The following is a 16,801-nucleotide window of genomic DNA, read 5'->3' as shown; positions in this document are numbered from 1 at the left end:
ACGGGGCCGTACCCGGATGAGGCTCACGAAGCAAGCGAACCGGAACAGCACGGATAACCACTGTGAAACCTACGAATCGCTCCGATCGTCCGCCACCTACACCTGTCACGCATCCGTGGCCCGCCTCTCATACACCTGTCTGAGAGGGTGCGAGAATGGGTCGGTGAAGGGCGATTACCAAGACCTGGTGGACGAGATCTCCGCGCTCCTCGGGGCCCCGGCGACGCTGGAGAACCGCGACTTCGGCCTGATCGCCTTCGGCGCCCACGACAGCGACGACGACACCGCGATGGACCCGGTCCGGACGCGGTCGATCCTGACCCGGCGGTCCACCCCGGCGGTCCGCGCCTGGTTCGAGGGCTTCGGCATCACCCGGGCGGAGGGCCCGGTCCGCATCCCCGCCTCCCCGGACGCGGGCGTCTTCCGGGACCGCATCTGCCTTCCCGTACGCCATCGGGGCGTCGTCCTCGGGTACGTGTGGCTGCTCGACGCCGAACCGGGGCCCCCGCCCGAGCGGCTGGCGGCGGCCATGGAGGTGGCCGCCCGGATCGGCGGGCTCCTCGCGGACGAGGAGCGGGCGGGCGCGGACCTCTCGCGCGAGTTCGCCGCCGCCCTGACCGCCGGGCGCGGCTGGCAGAGCGACATGGCCGTCGCGGCGCTGCGGGCGGCCCTGGGACCCAGCGCGGACGGGCTGCACGCCGTCGTCTGCGTGACCCCGTGGCAGGGCGAGGCCCCCTCGGTACGGGCCGTGCCCGGCGCGGCGGCGGTCGCCGCCCTCCCGGACGCCGCGTCCCTCGCCGTCCTCGTGCGGCTGCGCACGGCCGAGGACCCCTCCCCCGCCCGCTCGGCCGCCGAGCGGCTGCGGGGGGACGCCCCGGCCGGGATCGCCACCCCCCGGCGGGGCCTCGGGGAGCTCCCGGCGGCCTGGCGGGAGGCGAGCACGGCGGCCCGTGCCGCGACGGCGCAGCCGAGGCTGGGCCCGGTCGCGGAGTGGGCGGGCATCGGCCCGTACCGCCTCCTGGCGGCGCTCTACCACCCCGAGGTCGACCCGGCCGTCGCGCCGCTGCTCGCCCCCGCCCACACGGAACTGGCCCGCACGGCCGAGGCGTACCTCGACCACGCGGGCCAGGCGGGGCGCACGGCGGCGGCCCTGGGCATCCACCGGCAGACCCTCTACTACCGGCTGTCCCGGGTGGAGCAGCTCACCGGCCTGGACCTCGACGACGGCGAGGACCGGCTGCTGCTCCACATGTCCCTGAAGTCGGCCAGGCTCTAGGGCCTGTCCGGCGGATCAGGGTCGGGTAGGCCGCGGCGTCTGGTGCATGGGGTCTCCCCAGGCCCTCAAGGGCCTAGGGGAAGCATCGCAAGGCGCCGGAGCGGCTCGATAGCGGAGCTGTCGGGACGTTTCGGCAACGCGGCGAGGTACCGTGCCAGGCGCCGCGGCCCCGGCCATGATCCGCCGGCCAGGCTCTAGGTGTCCGGGCCCACCGGAGCGATTTATAGGATCTCCCCATGACCACGGGGAGTTGGACGCCGCCGACGGACACCGAGCGGCTGCTGCACGAGGCCGGGGCGCGGGGGGACCGGGGAGCCGTCCTGGACGCCCTCGGGCGGACGCGGCTGTACGTGCTCGTCGCACGGCTGCACGCCGACGCACCGGGCTCCGGGACGTTCCTCCTCCACCGGCGCGACAAGACCGCCCGGCGCACGGTCGTGCCGGTGCTGACCGAGGGCATGCTGCCGCCGTGGCACCCGGACTGGGTGTTCCGGCAGACCACCCTCGACGCGCTCGCCGGGACCTGGCCGCACGACAAGTGGTGGCTCGCGGTCAATCCGGACACTCCGTTCGAGGCCGCCCTGCCCGCCGGGGCCGCCGACCGGCAGGCCTGGCGGGAGGCGGGCCGGAGGGGCGGCGGGCCCGCGCGGCCGCGCCTGCTCACCCACGCCGGCGGGCACCTGCACGGACCGGTCGCGCACGCCCTCGCGCTCGGCGCGCACCTCGCCGTGCTCAACGGCCTGGTGTGGAACGGGCTCGGCGCGCAGTACGAGGACTACCCCACCGACGTGGCCCGGCTGCGCCGCCCCTGGGCCGTCCACCACCGGGCGGGCTTCCGGGAGACGCTGCGGACCCTGATCGCCACCCGTCTCGTCGGCCGGGTCCCCGAGTCCGTCCTGGGGATCCGGCACCGTCTCACCGCACGACTGGGCGGCGCCCCCACGGAGGAGCAGTGGGCGGCGGCGGTCGCCACCGCGTTCGATCCGGACGGCCTCCACGGCGAGCACCGGGCCGAAGCCGCGGAGTTCCTGCGCCGGATCGTCCACTACGAGGCCCGGTTCCGCGCCGACGGCCTCCTTCCGGCGAACGGCCGGGTCGACACCCTCGCCGCCTTCGACCACGGCCGCGCCGTGAACGTCGTCCGGCTGGCGCTCGGCGCGCGGTACTGCGACCCCCTGGAGGCGGAGCGGTCCGTGCTGCGGGTCGCCGAACCCGCCCGGCGGGCGTACGGATCGTGGGAGGCGTTCTCGCTCGGCTATCTGCTCGCCCGGCTGATCCACTTCGACGAGGACGGCGCCGAGTCGGCGTACCAGGAGTCCGTCGCCCTCCACCGCGCCCTCACCCGGACCCCTTCGAGCCCCTACCGGAACATCCCCTGGTCATGAGCCTTCACCACCCCTTCCCCGCCGCCCCGTGGATCCCGCCGTCCGAGACCGAGCAGGCGCTCCACGAGGCCGCGCTGCGCGGCGACGTCACGGAACAGATCCGCGTCCTCGCCGAGGCCGAACTCTTCATCGCCGCGCCCAAGGCCGAGGTGGACGCGCAGCTCGACACGGTCTACTGGCGTCCCCGGCAGGTGGCGAAGGACCTCTCCGTCCGTCCCGTCCTCACCCGGGGGATGCTGCCGCCCTGGCATCCGGACTGGGTGTTCCACCAGGTCAACCTCCGGTGGATCGCCGAGTTCCGCTGGAGCGATCCGCGGGTGCTCCTCGCGGTCAACGACGGGACCCCCGGGCGGTTGCTGCTGCCCGCCACGCCGGAGCACCGCGCGTGGTGGCTGCGCGCGTACGCCGAGAAGGAGCGGGGTCCGGGCAACCGTTTCACCGCCCTGCGCCACGGCCCCCTGCATGGCCCGCTGGCCTTCGGCCTCGCCTGCGGCGCCCATCTGGCGTTCGGCAACGGGGTGCCGTGGAACGACGTCGGCTCGGTCTACACGGGGTACACCGACGAGCTGGAGATGCTCCGCGACTCCTGGGGCGTCACCGACCGGGCGGGCTGGCGGGAGCAGCTGGACGCGCTGCTGGACGGGCGCAACAGCCCGCCGGAGCCGGACTTCGCCCTCCGGGTCCGCGAGGAGCTGCGGATCGGGCGGGGGACGGTGCCGTCGCCCGACGAGTGGCGCGAGACGGCCGCCGGGCACGCGCAGGACCTGGGCGCGGGCCCGGCCTCGGTGCGGCACGTCGAGGAACTGGTGCGCCGGATCCTGCGCTACGAGGCCCGGTTCCGCGCCGACGGCCTGCTGCCCCCGGAGGGACGGGTGCGCAAGACGGTCGCGTACGACTACGGCCGGGCGGTGAACATGGCCCGCTGGGGGCTCTCGACCCGGTTCTGCACCCCGCACGAGGCCGAGCAGGCCGTCGTCCACGCGGGCGCGCTGAGCAGGGCGGCCTACGGGTCCTGGGAGGACTTCTCTGCGGGGTACGCGCTGGGCAGGGTGCTGCGGTTCGACGGGGAGGAGTACGGCTCCTGGTACGAGGGCAACGTCGCCGGCCACCGCGTCCTCACCGCACACGAGGGCAGCCCCTGGAGACACCTCCCCTGGCGCTGAGGCGCCCGTCCCTCCGTCAGTCCCGCTCCCCCATCAGCACCTTGAGCCCCTCCGTGAGGTCGTCCGCCGTCGGGGCCGTCTCCGGGTCGACCATCCACTGGATCATGACGCCGGCCGCCAGGGCCTGGCAGAGCAGCCCGGCCACCCGGGCCTTCTCCGGTTCCTTCTCCGGGTCGATGCCGAGGAGCCCCTCGGCCATGCCGAGCCGGCCCTCCCGCTGCGGCCCCTTGATCGCCTCGCGCAGCCGCTCGTCGTCGTCGAGCCGGGTGACGACCTCGGTCCGGAGCTTCCAGACCGGGCGGCTCGCCTCCGCCGTCGCGACGACCCGCTCCCAGACGGCGCGGAAGCGCCCGTACGGGTCGGCCGGGAGTTCGTGCCCGGCGGGCTCCGCCGGGCCGATCCGGTCGCCCCACTCCTCGGTGAGGGCGAGGAAGGCCTGCTGGAGCAGGGCGTCCTTGGAGCCGTAGTGGTAGCCGATGGAGGCGAGGTTGGTGCCAGAGGCGGCGACGACGTCGCGCGCGGTGGTCCGTCCGTACCCCTTCTCCAGGAGACAGCGCTTGGCGCCTTCGAGGAGGTCTTCCTTGTGTCCCATGACAGCACCGTACCCGGCCGCTAGACGCTCGTATAAGACGAGCGTCCGGCAACCGGGTACGGGCGGCTCCGGCGCGTCAGATCAGGTTGACCGAGCGGGCCGAGTTGGCGCCGATCTCCGCCGAGATCTCCGAGAGCACCGTCGGCGGGACGGTGTCGTCCACGGTGAGCACGACGAGCGCCTCGCCGCCCTCCTCCGCGCGGGAGACCTGCATGCCGGCGATGTTCAGACCGGCCTCGCCGAGGATGCGGCCGACCGTGCCGACGACGCCCGGGCGGTCCTCGTAGCGCAGCACGACCATGTGGTCGGCGAGCGCCAGGTCCACGTCGTACTCGCCGACGGCGACGATCTTCTGGAGGTGCTTGGGGCCGGCCAGGGTGCCGGAGACCGAGACCTCCTCGCCGCTGCCGAGGGTGCCGCGCACGGTGACCACGTTGCGGTGGTCGGGCGACTCGGAGCTGGTGGTCAGGCGCACCTCGACGCCGCGCTCCTGCGCGAACAGCGGGGCGTTGACGTACGACACGGTCTCGTCGACCACGTCCTCGAACACGCCCTTGAGCGCGGAGAGTTCGAGCACCTTCACGTCGTGCTGGGTAATCTCGCCGTAGACCTCGACGTCGAGCCGGGCCGCGACCTCGCCCGCGAGGGCGGTGAAGATCCGGCCGAGCTTCTCGGCGAGCGGCAGACCGGGCTTGACGTCCTCGGCGATGACGCCGCCCTGGACGTTGACCGCGTCCGGGACCAGCTCGCCGGCGAGCGCCAGGCGCACCGAGCGGGCGACGGCGATGCCGGCCTTCTCCTGGGCCTCGTCCGTGGAGGCGCCGAGGTGCGGGGTGCAGACGACCTGGTCGAGCTCGAAGAGCGGGGAGTCCGTGCAGGGCTCCTTCGCGTAGACGTCGAGGCCGGCGCCGGCGACCCGGCCCTCCTTGAGCGCCGAGTACAGCGCCTCCTCGTCCACGATCCCGCCGCGCGCGGCGTTGACGATGCGGACGGAGGGCTTGACCTTGTGCAGCGCCTCGTCACCGATGAGACCGAGGGTCTCCGGGGTCTTCGGCAGGTGGACGGTGATGAAGTCCGCGACCTCCAGGAGCTCGTCCAGGGTCAGCAGCTTCACCCCCATCTGGGCGGCGCGGGCCGGCTGCACGTAGGGGTCGTACGCGACGATCTTCATGCCGAAGGCGGACATGCGCTGGGCGACCAGGACGCCGATGCGGCCGAGGCCGACGACGCCGAGGGTCTTCTCGCTCAGCTCGACGCCGGTGTACTTGGAGCGCTTCCACTCGCCGTTCTTCAGCGCCGTGTTGGCCTGCGGGATGTTGCGCGCGGTGGCGACGAGCAGACCGCACGCGAGCTCGGCGGCGGTGACGATGTTCGACGTCGGGGCGTTGACGACCATCACGCCGGCCTTGGTGGCGGCGGAGACGTCGACGTTGTCCAGGCCGACGCCGGCGCGGGCGACCACGCGCAGCTTCTGCGCGGCGGCGATGGCCTCGGCGTCGACCTTGGTGGCGGAACGGACCAGGATCGCGTCCACGTCCGCGAGGGCGGGGATCAGCTCGGCGCGGTCGGCGCCGTTGCAGTGCCGGATCTCGAAGTCCGGGCCCAGCGCGTCGACGGTGGCGGGCGACAGCTCTTCAGCGATGAGTACGACAGGTTTCGAGCTCACGTGAGTCCTCACAGGTCCAGTGCGGACGGCCGTCCCGACGGCCGCAGGCGGTGGAGGGGGCTTGCCGCGTGAAAGCGCACGACGCTGTGGGCCTGACGCGTATGTTGTTGAGAAGTGTAGTGGTGCGCGGGCGCCGTTCGTGCGCCTCGTCGGCAGGATCACCCGTCCGTGTTGGACGGTGTGTCCAACGACGCGGAACGGGGCCGGACGGTGTGTCCGGCCCCGTTCCGGAAGGCTTACGCCTCCTCGTCGTTCACCCAGCTCATGAGCTTGCGCAGCTCCTTGCCGGTGGTCTCCAGGAGGTGCTGCTCGTCCTGGGTCTTGTACTCGTTGTACTTCTTCAGGCCGCCGTGGTACTCGTCCATCCAGTTCTTGGCGAAGGTGCCGTCCTGGATGTCGGTGAGGACCTTCTTCATCTCGGCCTTGGTGGCGTCGGTGATGATGCGGGGGCCGGTGACGTAGTCGCCCCACTCGGCGGTCTCGGAGACCGACCAGCGCATCTTCTCCAGGCCGCCCTCGTACATGAGGTCGACGATCAGCTTCAGCTCGTGCAGGCACTCGAAGTAGGCGATCTCCGGCTGGTAGCCGGCCTCGACCAGGGTCTCGAAGCCGGCCTTGACCAGCGCCGAGGCACCGCCGCAGAGGACGGCCTGCTCGCCGAAGAGATCGGTCTCGGTCTCCTCGGTGAAGGTGGTCTTGATGACGCCGGCGCGGGTGCCGCCGATGGCCTTGGCGTACGAGAGCGCCAGGGCGAAGGCGTTGCCGGTCGCGTCCTGCTCGACGGCGGCGATCGCGGGGACGCCGCGGCCCTCCTCGTACTGGCGGCGGACCAGGTGGCCCGGGCCCTTCGGGGCGACCAGGGCGACGTCGACGCCGGCCGGGGGCTTGATGAAGCCGAAGCGGACGTTGAAGCCGTGCGCGAAGAAGAGGGCGTCGCCGTCGTTCAGGTTCGGGGCGATGGACTCCTCGTAGACCTGGGCCTGGATCGGGTCCGGGATGAGGATCATGATGACGTCGGCCTCGGCGGCGGCCTCGGCGGGCGTGACCACGCGCAGGCCCTGCTCCTCGGCCTTGGCCTTGGACTTGGAGCCCTCGTGCAGACCGACGCGGACGTCGACACCCGAGTCACGGAGCGACAGCGCGTGGGCGTGCCCCTGGCTGCCGTAACCGATCACCGCGACCTTGCGGCCCTGGATGATGGACAGGTCGGCGTCGGCGTCGTAGAACAGCTCGGCCACTGGGATTCTCCTTGGTGTGCTGGTGTTGCGTCCCACCGTACGGCGGGCGGGGGAAGGGAGGTCGTGCGGTCTCGTCAGGCGGAACGGGCGTACGGCTCAGGCGGAGCGGTCGAGGGACCGCAGGGACCGGTCCGTGATGGACCGGGCGCCACGCCCTATGGCGATCGTGCCGGACTGGACGAGCTCCTTGACGCCGAACTGCTCCAGCATCTTGAGCATGGCGTCCAGCTTGTCACTCGAACCGGTGGCCTCGATGGTGACGGCCTCGGGCGAGACGTCCACGGTCTTGGCGCGGAAGAGCTGGACGATCTCGACGATCTGGGAGCGGGTCTCGTTGTCGGCGCGGACCTTCACCAGGACGAGTTCGCGCTGGATCGCGGCGCTGGGCTCGAGTTCGACGATCTTCAGGACGTTGACCAGCTTGTTGAGCTGCTTGGTCACCTGCTCCAGGGGCAGGCCCTCGACGTTGACCACGATGGTGATGCGGGAGATGTCGGGGTGCTCGGTGACGCCGACGGCGAGCGAGTCGATGTTGAAGCCGCGGCGGGAGAACAGGGCGGCGATCCGGGCGAGGATGCCGGGCGTGTTCTCGACGAGGACGGAGAGCGTGTGCTTGGTGGACATGTCTGGGTCTCTTCCTTTTCGCTGTCGCTCTTCGTACTCAGTCGTCTTCGCCGTCGCCGAAGTCGGGGCGGACGCCCCGGGCGGCCATGACCTCGTCGTTGGAGGTGCCGGCGGCCACCATCGGCCAGACCTGGGCGTCCTCGTGGACGATGAAGTCGACGACGACCGGACGGTCGTTGATGGCGTTGGCCTCGGCGATGACCTTGTCCAGGTCGGCCGGGTCCTCACAGCGCAGGGCGACGCAGCCCATGGCCTCGGAGAGCTTGACGAAGTCGGGGACGCGGGTGCCCCGGTTCGCCTTCTGCTCGTCCGGACCGGAGTGCAGGACGGTGTTGGAGTAGCGCTGGTTGTAGAAGAGGGTCTGCCACTGGCGGACCATCCCGAGGGCGCCGTTGTTGATGATGGCGACCTTGATCGGGATGTTGTTCAGGGCGCAGGTGGTGAGTTCCTGGTTGGTCATCTGGAAGCAGCCGTCGCCGTCGATCGCCCAGACGGGGCGGTCGGGCATGCCGGCCTTGGCGCCCATCGCGGCGGGGACCGCGTAGCCCATCGTCCCGGCGCCGCCGGAGTTCAGCCAGGTGGCCGGCTGCTCGTAGTCGATGAAGTGGGCGGCCCACATCTGGTGCTGGCCGACGCCCGCGGTGAAGATCGTGTCGTCGGGGGCGAGCTGTCCGATGCGCTGGATGACCTGCTGCGGCGAGAGGCTGCCGTCCTCCGGCAGGTCGTAGCCGAGCGGGTAGGTCTCGCGCCAGCGGTTCAGGTCGCTCCACCAGGCGCTGTAGTCGCCCTTGTTGCCCTCGCTGTGCTCGGCCTGGACGGCCTGGACCAGGTCGGCGATGACCTCGCGGGCGTCGCCGACGATCGGGACGTCGGCGGTGCGGTTCTTGCCGATCTCGGCCGGGTCGATGTCCGCGTGGACGACCTTGGCGTACGGGGCGAAGCTGTCGAGCTTGCCGGTGACGCGGTCGTCGAAGCGGGCGCCGAGGGCGACGATCAGGTCGGCCTTCTGCAGCGCGGTGACGGCGGTGACCGAACCGTGCATGCCCGGCATCCCCACGTGCAGCGGGTGGCTGTCGGGGAAGGCGCCGAGGGCCATCAGGGTGGTGGTGACCGGGGCGCCGGTGAGCTCGGCGAGGATCTTCAGCTCGGCGGTGGCGCCGGACTTGATGACGCCGCCGCCGACGTACAGGACGGGCCGCCTGGCGGCGCTGATCAGCTTGGCGGCCTCGCGGATCTGCTTGGCGTGCGGCTTGGTGACCGGGCGGTAGCCGGGCAGGTCGGTCTGCGGCGGCCAGCTGAAGGTGGTCTTCGCCTGGAGGGCGTCCTTGGCGATGTCGACCAGGACCGGGCCGGGGCGGCCGGTGGAGGCGATGTGGAAGGCCTCGGCGATCGTCCGCGGGATGTCCTCGGCCTTGGTGACCAGGAAGTTGTGCTTGGTGATGGGCATCGTGATGCCGCAGATGTCCGCCTCCTGGAAGGCGTCCGTGCCGATGGCCTTGGAGGCGACCTGGCCGGTGATCGCGACGAGCGGGACGGAGTCCATGTGCGCGTCGGCGATCGGGGTGACCAGGTTGGTCGCGCCGGGGCCGCTGGTGACCATGCAGACGCCGACCTTGCCGGTCGCCTGGGCGTAGCCGGTGGCGGCGTGGCCCGCGCCCTGCTCGTGGCGGACCAGGATGTGGCGCACCTTCTGCGAGTCCATCAGCGGGTCGTAGGCCGGGAGGATGCAGCCACCGGGGAGACCGAAGATGGTGTCCGCGCCCACCTCTTCGAGAGAACGGATGAGGGACTGCGCGCCCGTGACGTGCTCGACGGGGGAGGTCGTCGCGCCGTTGCGGGGCCGCGGCTGCGGATGGTGCCCGGTGGCCTGCTCGGTCATCAGCATCTCTTCTCGAAGCAGAGGGTTGGTGCGAGGGTTTTTGCGAGGTGTTTTACGAGGGTTTAAGGCGATTTCAAAGTGAGCCGGTGCAACAAAAAACCCCTCGTGCCGTGAGGCAAGCGAGGGGAGCGCGTCGGGTGCGTTCTAAGCCGGGCCTACGGTGGCCCTGCTTCAGCCGACGCGCTGTCCAAGTACGAGAATTCGGGTGCGCATGGCACTGACCCTCTCCCTCAGCCCACTTCACTGTCAAGTGGGTGGGACGGGCGTCTCACTATTCGAGCCGATCGGGGGTCGGTTTCCGACAGGCACGGGGACCGCCCCGGGCAGCGGGTACTCGTCCCGGACCAGGGCCCTGCGCAGCCGGTACTCGTCGAGCGGGCCCGAGAAGGCCATGCCCTGGGCGTGGGTGCAGCCCATGGCGCGCAGGGCGACGACCTGCTCCGGGACGTCCACGCCATCGGCGACGGTCCGCAGGCCCAGGTCGCCGGCGAGGCGGAGCACCCCGCGGGTGATCTTGCGGAGCCGGGCGGACTCCACCACGCCCTCGACGAGCCCCCGGTCCAGTTTCAGTATGTCGACGGGGAGCCGCCGCAGGGCGTTGACCGCCACGTGTCCGCTGCCGAAGCCGTCGAGCGCGATCCGCACCCCGAGCCTGCGCAGGGCGGCCAGGCGCTGCTCCAGCTCGTCGAGCGGGATCCGGGGGTCGCTGTCGGCGAGCTCGACGATCAGCGAGCCGGACGGGAGGCCGTGCCGGGTGAGCAGGGACTCCACGGAGCCGAGCGGCAGCGAGCGGTCCAGGAGGCGGCGGGCGGAGAGCCGGATGGAGACCGGGGTGCGATGGCCGATTCCCGCCCGTTCGGCGGCCTGCTCCACGGCCTCCTCCAGGAGCCAGCGGCCGAGCTCGGCGGTGCGCTCGCCGTCGTCGGTGACGCGGAGGTACTCGGCGGGGGTGAAGAGGATCCCCTGGGCGGAGCGCCAGCGGGCCTGGGCGCTGACGGCGGCGATGCGGCCGGTGGCGAGGTCGACGACCGGCTGGTGGAGCAGGGCGAACTCGCCGTCGTGGAGGGCGGTGCGCAGCCGGGCGGCCAGCTCGGTCCGCCGGACGACCTCGGCCTGCATCTGGGGGGCGTAGAGCTCGACGCGGTCCTTGCCGGCGGCCTTGGCGCGGTACATGGCGAGGTCGGCGTTGCGCAGCAGGTCGCCGGCGTCGATGCCGGGCTCGGCGAAGGCGACGCCGATGGAGGCGGCGACCCGCACCTCCTGGCCGCCGTCCAGGCGGTACGGCCGGGAGAGCGTGAGCCTGAGCCGGTCGGCGATCTCCTGGACCTGGTTCCTGCGGGCCGTGCGGTCGCGGCCGCCGTCGCCGAGGATGAGGGCGGCGAACTCGTCGCCGCCGAGCCGGGCGGCCGTGTCCCCGGTCCGCACGGAGTCGTGGAGGCGGCGGGCGGCCTGGACGAGGAGGTCGTCGCCGGCCTGGTGGCCGAGGCGGTCGTTGACCGCCTTGAAGCCGTCGAGGTCGATGAAGAGCACGGCGGTGCCGGGGTCGGAGGCGCGGCGGCCGCCGAGGGCCTGGCGGACCCGCCGGGTGAAGAGGGCCCGGTTGGGCAGGTCGGTGAGCGGGTCGTGCTCGGCGTTGTGCTGGAGCTGGGCCTGGAGCCGGACGCGCTCGGTGACGTCCCGGCTGTTGAAGAGCAGGCCGCCCTGGTGGCGGTTGACGGTCGACTCGACGTGGAGCCAGTCCTCCCCGTGGCCGGAGCGGAAGCGGCACTCGATCCGGGTGGTGGGCTCCTCGGCGGGCGAGGCGGCCAGGAAGCGCCGCACCTCGTGGACGACGGCGCCGAGGTCGTCGGGGTGGATGAGAGCGGCGAGCTCGGTGCCGATGAGCTCGTCGGCGTCCCGCCCGTACACCCCGGAGGCGGCGGGGCTGACGTAGTGGAGCCGGCCGTTGGGCGCGGCGATCATGATGACGTCGCTGGAGCCCTGCACGAGCGACCTGAAGTGGTTCTCCTTGTGGGCCAGCTCGTGGGTGAGGGCGATGTTGTCGAGGAGCATGATGCCCTGCCGCACGACGAGGGCGAGCACCACCGCGCAGCCGGTGAGGACGACGACGCGGTCGACCCGGCGCCCCTCCACCACGTTGTAGAGGATCCCGAGGGTGCAGACGGCGGCGGCGAGGTACGGGGTGAGGGCGGCGAGCGAGCCGGCGACCGGGCGGCTGTGGAGCCCCTGGCCGCGCGCGGCGGCGGCGCCGTCCGGGAGCCGGCGGACCCCCCAGGGCGCGTAGGCGAGCAGCAGGGACCCGGCGAACCAGCCGGCGTCGAGGAGCTGGCCGGAGGCGTAGTTCTCGCGGAGCAGCGGCGAGGTGAACAGGGCGTCGCACAGGACGGTGAGCGCGAGGGCGGCGATCGCGGTGTTGGTCGCGGAGCGGTTCGCCTGCGCGCGCCGGAAGTGCAGGACGAGCACCATGCTGACGAGGACGATGTCGAGCAGGGGGTACGCGAGGGAGAGCGCGGCCCGGGCGACGGACTCGCCCTCGACGTGGGCGGTGCGGGCGAGGGCCAGGCTCCAGGAGAGGGTGAGCAGGGAGCCGCCGATGAGCCAGGTGTCGAGGGCCAGGCAGACCCAGCCGGCCCGGTTGGCCGGCTTCTTGGCCAGGACGAGGAGGCCGACGATGGCGGGCGGCGCGAAGAGCAGGAAGAAGAGGTTGGCGACGGAGAAGTCCGGCACCTCGGTGCGCAGGACGACCTCGTACCAGCCCCACACGGCGTTGCCCGCGGCGGCCATGAACGAGGAGAAGGCGAAGAGCAGCCAGGCGGGGCGGGCGCTGGTGCGGTGGGCCCGGGCGTAGAGGTAGCAGGAGATCGCGGCGGTGAGGGCGGCGGCGCTCAGTCCGAAGTCGCCCATGAAGAGCGCCGTCTCCGGCGAGCCCCAGCCGAGGGAGGCGCCGGTCGTGTAGCCCGCGCACAGGAGTCCCAGGGCGATCTGGGCGAGGACCGCCCCGGTGCCGGGGCGGGCGGCGGGCGGGGGCCCCGGGGCCTTGTCGGCGACGGGGCGGCGTGCGAGGACGGCCCCGGGCGCGCTCACCGGGCCCTCCGGTGCCGGGCTCCCGCACGCGGCCGCGTCGTGCGGCCGGGCGGGCGGCTCGTCGGCACTCCCGGGGGCGTGCCCGTCGCAGTCGTGGGGGCCGGGGGCGGCGCCGCGGCCCGGGGGCGCGACGCCGGCCACCGCGCACCCGCCGGGGTCCGGCGGCCCCGTACGGCCCGGCGTAAGGTGCGGCGCGGCCTGGTCCGGCACCGCGCACACGAGGCCGGCGGCGAGGCGCGGAAGGCCGGCGGACGGCGGCGCCGTCGCGTCGGATCGTCGGTCCTCAGGCCGTGCTCCACCCGTCGCCCCCCTCGGAATCTGATGTCCCGTCACTTCGCTCCCCGGCGTCAGCCCGTACTCGACGCAGTCCCCCGCTCTGGGACGATACACCAGGTTGGTCACTCAGGGACAGGGTCGCAGTACTCTCCGTGACGGGCCCGGGGGTTGTGCCCGGATGCGCCCGGCGTGCGCCGGGCGGCCGCGGCGCACGGGCGCGGCTCAGCCGGTGGTGAGGAGGACGTTGGCCAGGTCCTCCCCCGCCGCGAACCGCCGCACCTGTCCCGCGATCAGCCGCTTCGCCCTCGGCATGAAGGCGGAGGTGGAACCGCCCACATGGGGACTGATCAGGACACCGGGAGCGTGCCACAAAGGATGCCCGGCCGGCAGCGGTTCCGGGTCGGTGACGTCGAGCGCCGCCGTGATCCTGCCGCTCTCGACCTCCTTGAGCAGGGCGTCCGTGTCGACGACGGGGCCCCGGGCGATGTTCACGAGGAGCGCCCCGTCCTTCATCCGCGCGAGGAACCCGGCGTCGGCGAGACGCCTGGTCGCGGGCGTGAGCGGAGTGGAGAGGACCACCACGTCCGCCTCCGGGAGGAGCGCCGGCAGGTCGCTCAGGGCGTGGACCGGGCCGCGCCCTGTGGTGCGTGCGGAGCGTGCGACGCGCGCCACCCGCGCGCACTCGAAGGGTGCAAGCCGGTCCTCGACGGCGGCGCCGATCGAGCCGTACCCGACGATCAGGACGGACTTGTCGGCGAGCGCCGGGTAGAAGCCGGCCCGCCACTCCTCGGCGTCCTGGCCGCGCACGAATCCGGGAATCCCGCGCAGCGAGGCCAGGATCAGGGCGAGCGCGAGTTCGGCGGTGCTGGCCTCGTGGACGCCCTTGGCGTTGCACAGGGCGACGCCGGGCCGCAGCGATCCGATGCCGGGGGTGACGTGGTCGATGCCCGCGGAGAGGGTCTGCACGACCCGGACCGAGGTCATCGCGGCCAGCGGCCGGACGGCGATCTCCGAGCCCTTCATGTACGGGACGACGTAGAAGGCACACTGCGCGGGATCGGCCGGGAACTCCGGTCCGCCGTCCCAGAAACGGTAGTTCAGGCCCGACCCGCCCGGCTCGGGGAGATCCTCGATCTCGTCCGCGGGAATCGGAAGCCACACGTCAGCGGTCGTGTCTTCGCATCTCATGTCCGGGAGGCTATGCGAAGAATCCCGTGCCCCATTGGTTACTTTGGGGGACGGCACAGGGAGGGGTACCGGCAGGTGGAGCGCAGGACTATCGGGGCGACGGCGCTCGACGTGGGTGCGATCGGCCTGGGGTGCATGCCGATGAGCTGGGCGTACAGCCGTTCGCAACAACGCGGGGACCGCTCGCTGCGGACCGTGCACGCGGCCCTCGACGCCGGGGTGAACCTGCTCGACACCGCCGACATGTACGGCCCGTTCACCAACGAGCTGCTCGTGGGGCGGGTGTTGAAGGAGCGCCGGGCCGACGCGTTCGTCTCGACGAAGTGCGGGCTGCTCGTCGGCGACCAGCACGTGGTGGCCAACGGGCGCCCGGGGTACGTGCGTCGGGCCTGCGACGCCTCGCTGCGGCGGCTCCAGACCGATGTCATCGACCTGTACCAGCTGCACCGGGCGGATCCCGAGGTGCCGGTCGAGGAGACCTGGGGCGCGATGGCCGAGCTGGTGTCGGCGGGCAAGGTGCGGGCGCTCGGGCTCTGCGCCGTCGGCGCCCGGCCGGGGCGCCGGGGCACGGGCCGCGACGCCCACGAGGGAACGATCCGGCAGCTGGAGCGGATCCAGCAGGTCTTCCCGGTGGCGGCGGTGGAGGCCGAGCTGTCGGTGTGGTCGCAGGAGGCGCTGGCGCGGCTGCTGCCCTGGTGCGCGGCCCGGGGCGTCGGGTTCCTGGCGGCGATGCCGCTGGGCAGCGGCTTCCTGACCGGGACGCTGACCCCGGGCGGCGGTTTCGAGCCGGACGACCCGCGGGCCCGGCACCCCCGGTTCACGGCGGAGATGATGGCCGCGAACCAGCCGCTCGTGGCGGGCCTGCGGCGGGTGGCCGCGCGGCACGGGGCGGACGTCACCCCGGCGCAGGTGGCCCTGGCGTGGGTGCTCGGCCGGGGGCGGCACGTCGTGCCGGTGCCGGGGACGAAGCGGGAGCACTGGGCGGTGGAGAACGCGGCGGCGGCCTCGCTGCGGCTGACGGCGGAGGACCTGACGGAGATCGCGGCGCTCCCGGCGCCCCGGGGGTCCTGGGACTGAGCGGGTCGGGGCCGGGGAGGGACCGGGGCCGGACGAACCGGACCGGACGGACCGGGATCGGACGGCCCGGGACCGGACGGACCGGCGGGAACCCCGTCGGGTCGGGAGGTGTTCTCAGGGTAGGGATGCCGTTCGACCCGTCGAGCCCGCCGGATCCTCCGAAGGGGAGCCCGCCATGAAACGTCCTGTCGTCGTGAAGGCCCTGGGGGGCGTCGCCGCGCTGGTCCTGGCGGCGGGCTGCTCCTCGGGGGGCGCCGCTTCGGGGAGCGCCTCCTCGGGGAGCGCGCAGGAGCGCCCGGGAGCGGCCCCGCCGTCGTCGGCCTCCGCGCCCGCCTCCCCCTCCGCCCCGGCCCCGGCCGCCGCCGGGGTGACGGTGGCGGGGACGCTGACCGAGGGCCTGAAGTCGCCGTGGGGGCTCGCGGAGCTGCCCGGCGGGGACCTGCTCGTCTCCTCGCGGGACGAGCGGACGATCACCCGGATCGACGGGCGCACCGGCGCGAAGACGCCGCTCGGCGAGGTGCCGGGAGTCGTGCCGGGCGGTGAGGGCGGACTGCTCGGCCTCGCGTTCCGGGACGGCCGGGTGTACGCGTACCTGACGGCGGCCTCGGACAACCGGATCGTGCGCATGGCATACGGGGGCGGGGCCGGCGACCGGCTCGGCCCGCCGGAGGCGGTCCTGACCGGCATCCCCAAGGGGTTCACGCACAACGGCGGACGGATCGCGTTCGGCCCCGACGGGATGCTGTACGCGGGGACGGGCGAGACCGGCCGGACCGGCCTGGCGCAGGACCGGGAGTCGCTGGGCGGGAAGGTCCTGCGGATGACGCCGGAGGGCCGCCCGGCGCCCGGCAACCCCTTCCCGGACTCGGTCGTCTACTCGTACGGCCACCGGAACGTGCAGGGGCTCGCCTGGGACGCGGACGGGCGCCTGTGGGCGGCCGAGTTCGGACAGAACACCTGGGACGAGCTGAACCTGATCGCGGCCGGGCGGAACTACGGCTGGCCGGAGGCCGAGGGGAGGGCCGGGCGGGAGGGGTTCACGGACCCGGTGGCCCAGTGGCCGACCTCGGAGGCCTCCCCCAGCGGGATCGCGTACGCGAAGGGCGCGATCTGGATGGCCGGGCTCAGGGGCGAGCGGCTGTGGCGGATCCCGCTCTCCGGCGCGGAACGTTCCGGGGACCCCGAGGCGTTCCTCCGGGGCGACCACGGACGGCTGCGGACCGTGCTCGCGACGGGCGGCGACCGGCTCTGGCTGGTGACGAGCGAGACCGACACCCGGGGCACGCCCGGGCCCGGTGACGACAGGATCCTCCGCCTCCGGGTGGGGTGAGGGAGGCGGTGACCGTGTTCGGT

12 protein-coding genes are annotated in these 16,801 nt (G+C 73.1%); 5 read left to right on the top strand and 7 right to left on the bottom strand.

Annotation, left to right across the window (positions count from 1 at the left end; all coding sequences use genetic code 11):
* Nucleotides 1-163: 163 nt before the first annotated feature.
* From ACIP5O_RS07680 to ACIP5O_RS07670, 3 genes are all read left to right on the top strand, one after another.
* Complete coding sequence (locus ACIP5O_RS07680; protein ID WP_401289798.1) at nucleotides 164-1,276, top strand: PucR family transcriptional regulator; 1,113 nt, start codon at nucleotides 164-166, stop codon at nucleotides 1,274-1,276.
* 236 nt (nucleotides 1,277-1,512) lie between these two features.
* Nucleotides 1,513-2,661 (top strand): DUF1266 domain-containing protein, encoded by a 1,149-nt coding sequence (locus ACIP5O_RS07675; RefSeq protein WP_401289796.1) that lies wholly within the window; start codon nucleotides 1,513-1,515, stop codon nucleotides 2,659-2,661.
* Nucleotides 2,658-3,824, top strand: coding sequence for a DUF1266 domain-containing protein (locus ACIP5O_RS07670; protein WP_401289793.1), 1,167 nt, complete (start codon nucleotides 2,658-2,660; stop codon nucleotides 3,822-3,824). The genes ACIP5O_RS07675 and ACIP5O_RS07670 overlap by 4 nt, the downstream gene beginning before the upstream one ends.
* Nucleotides 3,825-3,840: 16 nt before the next feature.
* On the opposite strand, the gene ACIP5O_RS07665 is transcribed toward ACIP5O_RS07670, so the two are convergent.
* The 7 genes from ACIP5O_RS07665 to ACIP5O_RS07635 all read right to left on the bottom strand — a co-directional run bounded on the left by ACIP5O_RS07665 (nucleotide 3,841) and on the right by ACIP5O_RS07635 (nucleotide 14,371).
* Complete coding sequence (locus ACIP5O_RS07665) at nucleotides 3,841-4,416, bottom strand: TetR/AcrR family transcriptional regulator (RefSeq protein ID WP_401289791.1); 576 nt, start codon at nucleotides 4,414-4,416, stop codon at nucleotides 3,841-3,843.
* A gap of 76 nt (nucleotides 4,417-4,492) precedes the next feature.
* Complete coding sequence (serA, locus tag ACIP5O_RS07660; RefSeq protein ID WP_401289789.1) at nucleotides 4,493-6,082, bottom strand: phosphoglycerate dehydrogenase; 1,590 nt, start codon at nucleotides 6,080-6,082, stop codon at nucleotides 4,493-4,495.
* A 236-nt stretch (nucleotides 6,083-6,318) separates the two neighbouring features.
* On the bottom strand, nucleotides 6,319-7,320 hold the full coding sequence (gene ilvC / locus ACIP5O_RS07655) for a ketol-acid reductoisomerase (protein WP_030222543.1): 1,002 nt from the start codon (nucleotides 7,318-7,320) through the stop codon (nucleotides 6,319-6,321).
* A gap of 96 nt (nucleotides 7,321-7,416) precedes the next feature.
* Entirely contained in the window at nucleotides 7,417-7,944 is a 528-nt protein-coding gene (gene ilvN / locus ACIP5O_RS07650) for an acetolactate synthase small subunit (RefSeq protein WP_125663775.1), read from the bottom strand.
* A 37-nt stretch (nucleotides 7,945-7,981) separates the two neighbouring features.
* On the bottom strand, nucleotides 7,982-9,829 hold the full coding sequence (locus ACIP5O_RS07645; protein ID WP_401289786.1) for an acetolactate synthase large subunit: 1,848 nt from the start codon (nucleotides 9,827-9,829) through the stop codon (nucleotides 7,982-7,984).
* Nucleotides 9,830-10,069: 240 nt separating this feature from the next.
* The gene (locus ACIP5O_RS07640; RefSeq protein ID WP_401289784.1) at nucleotides 10,070-12,907 is read right to left on the bottom strand and encodes a putative bifunctional diguanylate cyclase/phosphodiesterase; all 2,838 of its coding nucleotides are present in this window, start codon (nucleotides 12,905-12,907) and stop codon (nucleotides 10,070-10,072) included.
* A 498-nt stretch (nucleotides 12,908-13,405) separates the two neighbouring features.
* On the bottom strand, nucleotides 13,406-14,371 hold the full coding sequence (locus tag ACIP5O_RS07635; protein ID WP_401289782.1) for a 2-hydroxyacid dehydrogenase: 966 nt from the start codon (nucleotides 14,369-14,371) through the stop codon (nucleotides 13,406-13,408).
* Nucleotides 14,372-14,446: 75 nt separating this feature from the next.
* Between ACIP5O_RS07635 and ACIP5O_RS07630 the strand changes: the two genes are divergently transcribed.
* The gene (locus tag ACIP5O_RS07630) at nucleotides 14,447-15,448 is read left to right on the top strand and encodes an aldo/keto reductase (RefSeq protein ID WP_401289779.1); all 1,002 of its coding nucleotides are present in this window, start codon (nucleotides 14,447-14,449) and stop codon (nucleotides 15,446-15,448) included.
* A gap of 175 nt (nucleotides 15,449-15,623) precedes the next feature.
* A complete protein-coding gene (locus ACIP5O_RS07625) occupies nucleotides 15,624-16,778 on the top strand; it encodes a PQQ-dependent sugar dehydrogenase (RefSeq protein ID WP_401289776.1) in 1,155 nt (384 codons plus the stop codon).
* Nucleotides 16,779-16,801: the final 23 nt, after the last annotated feature.

The sequence above is a fragment of the Streptomyces sp. NPDC088915 genome, assembly GCF_044749825.1.
Lineage (GTDB): Bacteria > Actinomycetota > Actinomycetes > Streptomycetales > Streptomycetaceae > Streptomyces.
This window is presented reverse-complemented; position numbering and strand designations above follow the sequence as displayed.

Excerpts from the sequence above, each read along its gene's own strand:
- ACIP5O_RS07675 (WP_401289796.1), top strand. The coding sequence starts at position 1,513 with ATGACCACGGGGAGTTGGACGCCGCCGACGGACACCGAGCGGCTGCTG.
- ACIP5O_RS07670 (WP_401289793.1), top strand. The coding sequence starts at position 2,658 with ATGAGCCTTCACCACCCCTTCCCCGCCGCCCCGTGGATCCCGCCGTCC.
- ACIP5O_RS07665 (WP_401289791.1), bottom strand. The coding sequence starts at position 4,416 with ATGGGACACAAGGAAGACCTCCTCGAAGGCGCCAAGCGCTGTCTCCTG.
- ilvN (WP_125663775.1), bottom strand. The coding sequence starts at position 7,944 with ATGTCCACCAAGCACACGCTCTCCGTCCTCGTCGAGAACACGCCCGGC.
- ACIP5O_RS07645 (WP_401289786.1), bottom strand. The coding sequence starts at position 9,829 with ATGCTGATGACCGAGCAGGCCACCGGGCACCATCCGCAGCCGCGGCCC.
- ACIP5O_RS07635 (WP_401289782.1), bottom strand. The coding sequence starts at position 14,371 with ATGAGATGCGAAGACACGACCGCTGACGTGTGGCTTCCGATTCCCGCG.
- ACIP5O_RS07625 (WP_401289776.1), top strand. The coding sequence starts at position 15,624 with ATGAAACGTCCTGTCGTCGTGAAGGCCCTGGGGGGCGTCGCCGCGCTG.